Below are 9734 nucleotides of genomic sequence, written 5' to 3'. Positions count from 1 at the left end.
GGCCGTCACTCCCGAGGCAGGGCCGATACCTGAAGCGGGGGCGTACGCGGTTGTGTCATGACCTGTAACAGAGTTGTTACACCCCGGCGCCGGCCAGGCGCAGCGGGCCTCCCTGCGGATTCAGGCACATGCTGCGCTCGAGCGATGTGTAAAGGTCGGCATCCAGCAGGGCCCCTGTTTCCAGCCGGAATCCCTTTGTTTCAGGGCCCTGCGCACTTGGCACGAAAGCTGCGACCTCCCTCCCCATACGTAACGGGAGAGCGGCATGGACAGCAGCACGAAGCGCAGGATGTTTCTGGTAGCCAGCGTGGCCGCGCTGGCCGCATGCCCGGTGCTGGTGCATGCCTCCGGTGCCCGCCAGGGCGTCACCCAGAAGCCCGGCGAGATCGTGCTCCTGCGCGATGTGCATACCCGCACCGCCTACCGGCCCGCCCCTCCCGGCGTGGCGCTGATCGCCGATCCGTCGCCGCAGCGCGAAGTGGGCGCCGCCCTGGGCACCTCCAATGGCATGGCCGAACTCAGCGACGATGACTTCGCTGGCCTCGGCGCGGGCCAGGCGGTCCACACCCCGCATGCCGGGACCACCACCGTCGAACGGGTCACCAGCACCGCACTGGGCGGGGCGGTCGGACGGCTCGGCAGTTCCAACGGCGGCATCATTTCCGGCAACCAGATCAGCGGGGCGATGAGCGGCCCACTGGGCGCGGTCGGCAACACCACGCGCGGCATCGGCGATACGGTGCGCGGCGCCCTGGCGCAGTTCCCGATGGGCGCCCCGGCAGGTGGCAAGTGAAGACGCGCGCGCTGCTGCTCCTCGCCATGCTGCTGCCGGCGCTGGCCCAGGCCGACGAATACGCCGGCATGCTCGGCTACCTCAACCAGTCGCGCATCGACGGCCGCGCGCTGGCCGGCGCCAGCGGTGCCATCGCGGTCAACCAGGTGGCCGGTGACATCAACACCCAGGCCAACCTGGTGGGCATGGCCCAAGGCAACCAGGCCCGGGTCGATATCGATGCGCGCAGCACCTCATCGCGCAACAGCGTGCTGCTGGACGGACCGCTGCACGCCAGCGCGCACCTCGATGGCCAGGCCCTGCAGGACGCCAATGGCATCGCAACGATCAACCAGACCAGCGGCATCGCCAACACCAGCATGAACATGGTGCGCGCGACGCTGGCCCGGGAAGGAATACGCGAGTCCGACGATGAGGCCCTGGCCGAATCGAGCGTGACCGCGTCAGCAGGGGGGCAGGGCAGGGCCGGCAACGGCCTGGCCGCGGGCACCCGCAGCGTCGGCGTGGCAGCGTCGGCGATGCAGGGGTTCGACGGTGTCCTGCAACTCAATCAAATCGCGGGCGCAGGAAATGACACGGCCAACATCCTCGGTATGTCCGTGCACGGCAACCCGTGAGTGGTACCCACCCGTTACACCACTGATGAGAGAGAAGGCACCATGAAAGCGATCGTTAAAGGGACTGTACTCGCCATGGCCATCGCTGGCGTGGTCGCCACCGCACACGCGGCGGATGACCAGAACGCAAGCGCCACCATCAACCACAACCACAACGTCAATGAAAACTGGACGTTGAACGACACCCGCAATGTCACCCGCAACAACGTGACCAGCAATACCGACACCGATACGGACACGGTGAACGACACCCGCAACGTGGTGCGCAACACCACCCGCAACACCAATACCACCAACAACACCAGCACCACCGACAACACCGCCAACACCACCTCGAACGTGCGGTACTCCAGCACCACGACCAACACCAGCCGTTCCAACGTCGACTACTCCGACGTTGATCACACCCGCGACGTATCGGTCAACGAGACCAGCAACATCTCGGCCGACGAGCGCAAGGAAAAGAACAACCACGGCGTGGACGTGAACCTGGAGAAGGACCTGCGCCTGAGCTCGGACATCAATTTCTCGGGTGATCCGCAAATCACCGGCGACATCGATCTCGACTCCGCCGCCATCGCGGTCATCGACAACCGTCAGTCGATCAGCGCCAATGAAGCCTCCAACGAGATGCTGGACAACACCGCGTCGATCTCCGATGACGTGGCGTCCGGCGCATCGGGCAACCTGGGCTTCAACGTCGCCGCCGGTGACAACAACGCACAGGACAACGCCGCTTCGCTGTCTGCGGCCGATGCCTCCTTCAGCTTCGGCATGGCCGATGCGGAAGTGTTCGTCCACCAGGCCGTGGGCGGCAACACCACCCTCAACGAAGGCGTCACCAACGCCGCCGGCCTGGGTGGCAACGCGTTCTCCGGCGCGTCGGGCAATATCGGGGTGAACGTGGCTTCGGGCAACAACAACGCGCAGAAGAACGCGCTGGCCGCCTCGGTCGCCACCGCCGCGATGGCGCAGTCGAGCATCTCGTCCAACCAGGTCTCCAGTGGCAACTCGGTGTCCAACGCCGGCTACGTGCAGCGCTTCAGTGACACCACTGAAGTCAGCCTGCGCGGTCGTGTGGCAGGTGCCACGCTGGCCTTCGGTGCAGGTACCTATGAAGGTACCGGCAACGCTTACCAGCAGGACAACTACTACCTCGACAGTTGGGATGGCGCGCTGCCGCACACCAGCGGTGACAGCACCGGCCACATCGACCTGGACAACGAGATCCAGAACGCCACCGACAACCCGTACCGTGACGGCGTGGGCGGCATCGCCTTCGACACGGACGAGGAAGGCACCAGCCAGTTCGTCGAACTGGGCGTGGCCGACCTCTACGCCAGCCTGAGTGGCACCGTGCGGACCTCGCGCTGGGTGGCGGTCAATGCGACCAACACCGCGGGCCTGTCCGGCAGTGCGTTCTCCAATGCGTCGGGCAACATCGGCGTGAACGTGGCCTCCGGCACCGGCAACCTGCAGGCCAACAGCCTGGCCCTGGCCGTGGCGCAGCCGTCGACCGGCGGCGGCACCCCGGGCGGCGGCGGCGGCGAGTAACACCTGGCGTGACCGCTTTCGCAGGCTTGCTGCGTTGAGCGCAACAAACCCGGTCATCCGCCAATGACCGGGCTCCCCGGGAGCCCCTGTCCCATCCCCCCTTTGGGGCAGGGGCTCCTACCTTGGTAGGAGCCGTTGCAATGCGTGTATCCGGGTCCACTGTGTTGTTGCCTTGCCTGATGCTGATGCTCATGCTGATGGCGTGCGCCGCGCCGGTACGTGCCGGCGACGTGGCCTTCAGTGGCGTCCTGCCCAATGGCGGCCTGCTGCAGCAACGCGTGGAGAGCATGCAGGAGCGGCGCTTCCGCCACCTGGTCCGCCAGCACACCGATTACAGTTGCGGCGCCGCCGCGCTGGCCACCATCCTCAAATACGCCTATCACCTGGATGCCGACGAGGCTACGGTGATCGAAGGGATGATGAACGTGTCCGACCAGACCCTGGTACGCGACCGTGGTTTTTCGTTGCTGGACATCAAGCGTTACGTTGAATCGATGGGCATGCGTGGGCGCGGCTACCGCGTTGACGAAGCCCGCCTGCGCAACCTGCGCGTTCCTGGCCTGGTGCTGATGGACGTGCGTGGTTTCCGCCATTTCGTGGTCATGAAACAAGTCCGCGGCGACTTCGTCGAAGTGGCTGATCCGATCCTCGGCAACCGCAGCGTGCCGCTGGCGGAATTCCTGGAGGCCTGGCCGTCACGCGCGGTCTTCATCGTGATCGGCAGTGATTTCGATCGCAACACCGTGCTGCTGCAACCCAGCGAACGGCCCAGTGCACGCGCGCTGTATGCGCGGCAGGGCCCCATCACCGATGCCGAACTGGTCGACTTCGGCTTCAGCCACGCCGACCTGTTCTGAAGGAGTTCCACCATGAACATGCGCCTCATCGTCATTGCCAGCGCCTTGGCTGTCCTGTTGCCCACTGCGCTGCACGCGCAGGAAAAGCGCAGCGGCAAGGGACTGACCGAAATACCCGATCCCGAACTCAACCTGATGCGTGGTCGTTACACGGTGGGCGGCAACAATGTCGCCTGGTTCGGCGTGACCATGGCATCGCAGTGGCAGGCATCCAGCGGCGCAGCGATGGAAGGCGCGCTGAAGCTCGGCATGGACTTCCGCCAGGGCGGTACGCCGAAGGTCAGTTTCACCCCGACCGTCAGCGTCACCGCGGCCGATGCGCCGCTGCCGCAGGCGGCCGCCGACACCGCCAGCGCGGCCATTGCCAGCGTGGACAGCAGCGGGTTGGCGAATGTGTCCGGCCTGGTGCAGAGCGTGCAGGTCGCGGGCGATGAGAACAGTGCGCGCAACGTGACCTCGCTGACCATCCGTGATGGCGAGGTACCCGCCGTCGCCGACGGTGGTGCGCGAAGCGCGACCGCACAGCAGGGCGGCGCCAGCGCCACCGCGTCCTTCGACAACAACCAGGCCCGGCTGGAACTGCAGCTGGAAGGCGTGGGCGCGGTGCAGCAATGGATCCGCAGCGGCAGCGTCGGGCAGACCATCGCGCTGGGCGGCAATGCACAACAGGTCAGCAACCGGCTGCAGATCGAACTGGTCAGGCAGAGCATGGCGAGCAATACCCCGTTGACCCAGAACATCGCCCAGGCGATGGCGCTGACACGCGGGATCGGGCCGGGCCAGTGACAGAGGCGCGGCAAGGGGGATGGCACTCAACGGACGAAGGACATGCACACCAATCACCGCATCACCCCGCTGGCGCTGGCGGCGCTGGCCTGGATCGTGTTCGCCGACAACGCGCACGCCCAGCCGGCCACGGCGGGCGGCAACGAGCAGGCCGATGTACAGGCATTGATGGCCCAGCTGGAAACGCTGAAGGCCAATTACGCGCAGGAAGTCCGTCGCCTGCGCGAGCTGGACATGCAGGTGCAGGCCATGCAGGCGCGGCTGTCCGGCAAGGCCGGCGGCGTGGCGCAGCAGGGCCCCCCGTTGCCACCCGAACCGGCACGGGCGCCGGCCGCGGCGACCGCCGGGACCGAAGGCGGCTACGCCAGCAGCGCAGCGGAAGCGCAGCAGGCCAAGCAGGCGGCGCGGCGCAGCGTGGACGATGTGAAGCAGCAACAGCAGGCGCTGTTCTCGCGGCGTTTCACCGTCGAAAACAGCCTGACCTACGCGCGCTACGACCGAAAGCAGCTGACCCTCAACGGCTTCCTCGCCCTGGATGCGATCTTCCTCGGCAACATCGGCATCGAGAACGTCGAATCCGATTCGCTGACCTACAACCTGGCCGCGCGCTGGGGTGTCAGCCCCAACCTGACCGTCAACATGGACGTGCCGTGGGTGGCACGCAGGACGGTCTACCAGAAGGGCGGGGCGGGCGGATCAGCGGCGGCGGTGGCGGAGGAGGAAACCAGTGGCAATGGCATCGGCGACATAGGCCTGAGCGCCAACTACCGGCTGTTCGGCGAACGTGGCTGGAAGCCGGAAACGGTGCTGACCGCAGGCGTGACCGCGCCCACAGGACGCGAGCCCTATGGCGTGGACTGGACCGTGCTGGAGCGCGATGACGATGACTACATCCGCTTCGCCGTGCCCAAGGAGCAGCCCACCGGTAACGGGGTGTGGCAGGCCAACGTGGGCCTGTCCATCGTCAAGACCGCCGACCCGGCTATCCTGTTCGCCAATGCGGGCTACATCCATTCCTTCGAAGCCAGCTTCGACGATCTCGACGGCAATCCGGATACCGTCAATCCCGGTGACGTGAAGCTCGGCGGGTCCTACTACTTCGGCGCCGGCGTGGCGTTCGCGTTCAACGAGCGCACCAGCCTGAGCATCTCCTTCAGTGACAAACTGAGCGCACGTGCGTCCACCCGTTACCGCAACGGGCAGTGGATGAAAGTGATCGGCAGTGATGCCAACGCGGCGACGTTCAACCTGGGCGTCACCTATGCGCTGAACCAGAAGACCACGCTGGTGAGTCTGCTCGGCATTGGACTGACGCCGGACGCTCCGGACTTCACCCTGGCGTTCAAGGTGCCGTACATGCTGTGATCCTGCAACGCGTCAGCGCAGTGCGGGCAGTTCGACCTGGTGCTTGCGGCACAGACGGTACACGGTGACCCGCGAGACCTGCATGTGGCGTGCGCAGGCGGACACGTTGAACTCGTGCTCGCGCAGCGCCTGCATCAGCAGCTCGCGTTCCACCTGCTCGCGTGCATCCTGCAGCAGGGCGCGGGCGGCGGCGGGCAGGGTGGCCACCAGGTCCAGGTCGGACGGTTCGATCAGCTCGCCATCGGCGACGATCGCCGCGCGCTGCACGCGGTTGAGCAGTTCGCGTACGTTGCCCGGCCAGTCGAAGCGCTGCATCGCCTGGCGTGCACAACTGCTGAAACCGCGTGCGCGACCCGGATGGCGGGCACGGAACTGGCGCAGGAAATGTTCGGCCAACACCAGCACGTCGCCGCTGCGTTCGCGCAGCGCCGGCATCGCCAGCCGCAGCACGTTGAGGCGATAGAAAAGATCACGGCGGAAGCGCCCCTGCGCGACCGCCTGTTCCAGATCCACGTGGGTAGCGGCCAGCACGCGCACGTCCACCCGCAGTGCCTGGCTGCTGCCAACGCGTTCGATGGTGCCTTCCTGCAGCACGCGCAGCAGGCTGGTCTGCGCATCCAGCGGCAGGTCGCCTACTTCATCCAGGAACACGGTGCCGCCGTTCGCGCTTTCGAACAGGCCCAGCCGTCGTTGCGCGGCACCGGTGAAGGCGCCGCGCTCATGCCCGAACAGTTCGGACTGCACAAGGTTGGCCGGGATGGCACCACAGTTGACCGCCATGAAAGGGTGGGCGGCGCGCGCTGACATCGCATGCAGCGCATGCGCGGCCAGTTCCTTGCCGGTACCGGTTTCGCCGGTGACCAGCACCGGCAGTTCCACCGGCGCGAACTTGAACAGCGATGCGCGGGTGGCCAACAGGGCCGGACTGTCACCGATCAGTCGTTGCGCGGGGCTGTCCGCTGCCGTCGTCGTATCCTGGTCGTGGCGCTGCAGATGGTCCACCAGCCCGGCCAGGTCCTGTGGCATCACGTAACGATGCGGACAGGCGTCCAGCAACGGCTGCCAGCTGGGCGGGGGGGAGCTGATGCCGCCTGGCAGCACTGCCAGCAGCGGCAGGTGGTCGTGCTGCTGGATCCATTCCTGCACCGCGCCGAGCGCAGCGGCGGGGATCTGGCGCAGGTCGATCATGCCGACCAGCTGGTCGCGGGCACGCAGGCCCACGGCCTGGGCGTTGAGCGGATCCACGTTGCGCACCTGCCAGCCGGCGGCTGCCAGCGCAGCGCGTTCGGCCACCAGGGGATGGCCAAACCAGATCACACATCGTGACTGAATCTCCGAGACCGCCGCCATGCCTCACCTGTCCTTGTAGAGGGGCGGCTGACGACTCAGGAACACGTGCGTGCCGCCCCCACGCCGCCGTCCCGGACGGACATGGCTGTCCGACCGCCACCGGATCCATTCCGGGGATACCCATACGAACGCGGTCGGCAGCCGGCAGCGGCCATGGCGCCGAAGCGCCGCCCATGAAAAAAGCCGCTGCAGGGCAGCGGCTTTCAACATGCGATGCGGTATGGCGGCGCTTACAGCTCGACCCGGCGCGCCTGCATGAATTTGTTGCCCCAGTAGCCGGTCAGCAGGGTATCCACGCGGACGTCCTTGCCGGTGCTCGGCGCATGCAGGAAGCGGCCTTCGCCGACATAGATGCCGACGTGGTCCACGCGACCCTTGCGGCCGAAGAACACCAGGTCGCCTTCGGTCAGCGCGGTGCGGTCGGCGATCAGCTGGTTGTTGCGGTCGCTGGCCATGTCGCGGGAAACGCGCGGCAGCTCCACGCCCAGCGCGGTACGGAACACGTAGCCGACCAGGCCGCTGCAGTCGAAGCCGCTGTCCGGGGTGTTGCCGCCCCAGCGATACGGCGTGCCCAGCAGGGTCATCGCGCGGCGCAGGACCGACTGGATCTTGCCGTTCTCTTCGGCGCCGCCGACCACGATCGAACCCGATGCGCTGGTGTCGTAGTTGGCGAGCAGGCGGCTGAGGTCGCCGGCTACCATCGCCGAGCGGTCCATCAGGGGAATGCTGTCATTGGCTGCAAGGTGCGGCAGCAGGGCGGCCAGGGTGGCGCTGGCGGCGGCATCGGCGCGGCTGCGCGTCGGTGCGGGGTCGGTCTTGGCTTTTACAACGGCGACGGCGGCTTCGGCAGTGGCCGGGGTGGCCGGTGCATTCTGTGCCCAGGCCGGCGCGCTGGTGAGCACGAGGGCAAGGGAGAGCAGGCTGGCGCGCTTGATGCGCTGGGTCAGGCGGGGTGAAATCACGGCGCGCTGGCCTTCACGTATCAGTTCGTCGGTCGTCACTCGGCGGTCACAGGGTTGGAAGCGATGGGCAATCATGCCCTGCCAAAGCGTGGAACAAGTACAAATTTCGTTAAAGTTTCGTTTGTTTGAGTGTGATGTTCGTCACGTTTTGGATCATTTCCCCTGTTCAGCTTAGTGCAGGACGCGTTTGGCTCCTGTGTAGTGGTCCTTCCAGTAGTGGCCGCCCAGGGAATCCAACCTGACGGTTCCGCCAGAACTTGGCGCATGCACGAAGCGGCCTTCCCCTACATAAATTCCGACGTGGCTGACATTGCCTCGGCTGCCGAAGAACACCAGGTCGCCGGTCGCCAGACGCTGGGGTTCGATCTTCGGGCCCTGCACGGCGGCCAGCTCGCGCGAGGTCCGCGGTAGCTTCAGGTCGACCATCTCGCGGTAGACATAGGTGACCAGGCCGCTGCAGTCGAAGCCGGATTCCGGGGTGTTGCCGCCATAGAGGTAAGGCGTGCCGACCAGTCCGATGGCGCGCATCAGCACGGCATTGGCGAGCTGCGGGTTGGCCGGGGAGGTGCTCGGCCAGACCTGGGTGGCCGGCGGCGCAGCGGCAGGACGGCTGGTCTTTCCGCCACCGCAGGCGGCCAGGGCGGCGGTCGCCATCAGCAACATCAGGGCGGCGGCGCGACGGCGCAGTCCGGTCGAAACTGGCGTCATGTGCGTGATCTCCGGATAATGCGCGACCTCAGATAGGCCGTCATGATGGCGGCGTACCCGTCGGGCGGCAACCCGCCCCCACCGCCTGCCCTTGGCAGTTACCAGACAGAGTTGCGCATGAAGATCGAAAAAGACCGCGTCGTCCGTTTCCATTACACCGTGTCCGAAGTCGGCCAGGAGCCGATCGAGTCCTCCAAGGACCGTGAGCCGCTGGCGATCCTGGTGGGCCACGGCAACATCATTCCGGGCCTGGAAAAGGCCATGGAAGACAAGGAAGCCGGTGCCACCTTCGGCGTGGACGTCGGTTCGGCCGATGCCTACGGCGAGCGCCGCGAGGGCCTGACCCAGCGCGTGCCGAAGAAGCATTTCGGCAAGGAGAAGCTGGTGCCGGGTGCGCAGGTCGTGCTGCAGACCAACTTCGGTCCGCGCGCGGTGACGGTGCAGAAGGTCGGGATGAGCGTGGTCGACGTTGACCTGAACCACCCGATGGCGGGCAAGGACCTGCACTTCGACGTGGAGATCATCGACGTGCGCGAAGCCAGCGAAGAAGAGATCCAGCACGGCCACGTGCACGGCGATGGCGGCCACCAGCACTGAGTGCTGAGCGCGCCTGGATTGGCTCGAACGGCCCGCGCAAGCGGGTCGTTTTTTTTGTCCGTCAACATCAACGGCAACAGCTGCGGGGCTGCTTGTTAGGGGGGCGGGGTGGCTGTGCAGGACACGCCGTGAACCCATCCATGGG

General features: G+C 66.4%; 10 protein-coding genes. 7 read left to right on the top strand and 3 right to left on the bottom strand.

Going from position 1 to position 9734, the window contains the following annotated elements; all coding sequences use genetic code 11:
• Positions 1-289: 289 nt before the first annotated feature.
• The 6 genes from CXG43_RS01090 (at position 290) to CXG43_RS01065 (ending at position 5972) form a co-directional block, all read left to right on the top strand.
• On the top strand, positions 290-793 hold the full coding sequence (locus CXG43_RS01090; protein WP_332870922.1) for a hypothetical protein: 504 nt from the start codon (positions 290-292) through the stop codon (positions 791-793).
• A gap of 26 nt (positions 794-819) precedes the next feature.
• Positions 820-1410, top strand: coding sequence for a hypothetical protein (locus tag CXG43_RS01085; RefSeq protein ID WP_101098349.1), 591 nt, complete (start codon positions 820-822; stop codon positions 1408-1410).
• 42 nt (positions 1411-1452) lie between these two features.
• Positions 1453-2964 (top strand): adhesin, encoded by a 1512-nt coding sequence (locus CXG43_RS01080; RefSeq protein ID WP_182657138.1) that lies wholly within the window; start codon positions 1453-1455, stop codon positions 2962-2964.
• 179 nt (positions 2965-3143) lie between these two features.
• On the top strand, positions 3144-3821 hold the full coding sequence (locus tag CXG43_RS01075) for a C39 family peptidase (protein WP_101098346.1): 678 nt from the start codon (positions 3144-3146) through the stop codon (positions 3819-3821).
• Between the two features lie 12 nt (positions 3822-3833).
• A complete protein-coding gene (locus tag CXG43_RS01070; protein WP_232767512.1) occupies positions 3834-4607 on the top strand; it encodes a hypothetical protein in 774 nt (257 codons plus the stop codon).
• 42 nt (positions 4608-4649) lie between these two features.
• Positions 4650-5972 (top strand): hypothetical protein, encoded by a 1323-nt coding sequence (locus CXG43_RS01065; RefSeq protein WP_101098345.1) that lies wholly within the window; start codon positions 4650-4652, stop codon positions 5970-5972.
• A gap of 12 nt (positions 5973-5984) precedes the next feature.
• Here CXG43_RS01065 and CXG43_RS01060 read toward each other — a convergent pair whose 3' ends face one another.
• The 3 genes from CXG43_RS01060 to CXG43_RS01050 form a co-directional block, all read right to left on the bottom strand.
• The gene (locus CXG43_RS01060; RefSeq protein ID WP_101098344.1) at positions 5985-7322 is read right to left on the bottom strand and encodes a sigma-54 dependent transcriptional regulator; all 1338 of its coding nucleotides are present in this window, start codon (positions 7320-7322) and stop codon (positions 5985-5987) included.
• Positions 7323-7552: 230 nt separating this feature from the next.
• Complete coding sequence (locus CXG43_RS01055) at positions 7553-8323, bottom strand: C40 family peptidase (RefSeq protein ID WP_232767511.1); 771 nt, start codon at positions 8321-8323, stop codon at positions 7553-7555.
• A 132-nt stretch (positions 8324-8455) separates the two neighbouring features.
• Complete coding sequence (locus tag CXG43_RS01050; RefSeq protein WP_101098342.1) at positions 8456-8992, bottom strand: C40 family peptidase; 537 nt, start codon at positions 8990-8992, stop codon at positions 8456-8458.
• A 117-nt stretch (positions 8993-9109) separates the two neighbouring features.
• On the opposite strand from CXG43_RS01050, the gene CXG43_RS01045 reads away from it, so the two are divergent.
• The gene (locus CXG43_RS01045; protein ID WP_101098341.1) at positions 9110-9589 is read left to right on the top strand and encodes a peptidylprolyl isomerase; all 480 of its coding nucleotides are present in this window, start codon (positions 9110-9112) and stop codon (positions 9587-9589) included.
• Positions 9590-9734: the final 145 nt, after the last annotated feature.

The organism is Stenotrophomonas sp. Bg11-02, assembly GCF_002836635.1.
GTDB classification, from domain to species: Bacteria; Pseudomonadota; Gammaproteobacteria; order Xanthomonadales; family Xanthomonadaceae; genus Stenotrophomonas; species Stenotrophomonas lacuserhaii.
The sequence above is the reverse complement of the archived record's forward strand: the minus strand, read 5'-3'. Positions and strand labels throughout refer to the sequence as shown.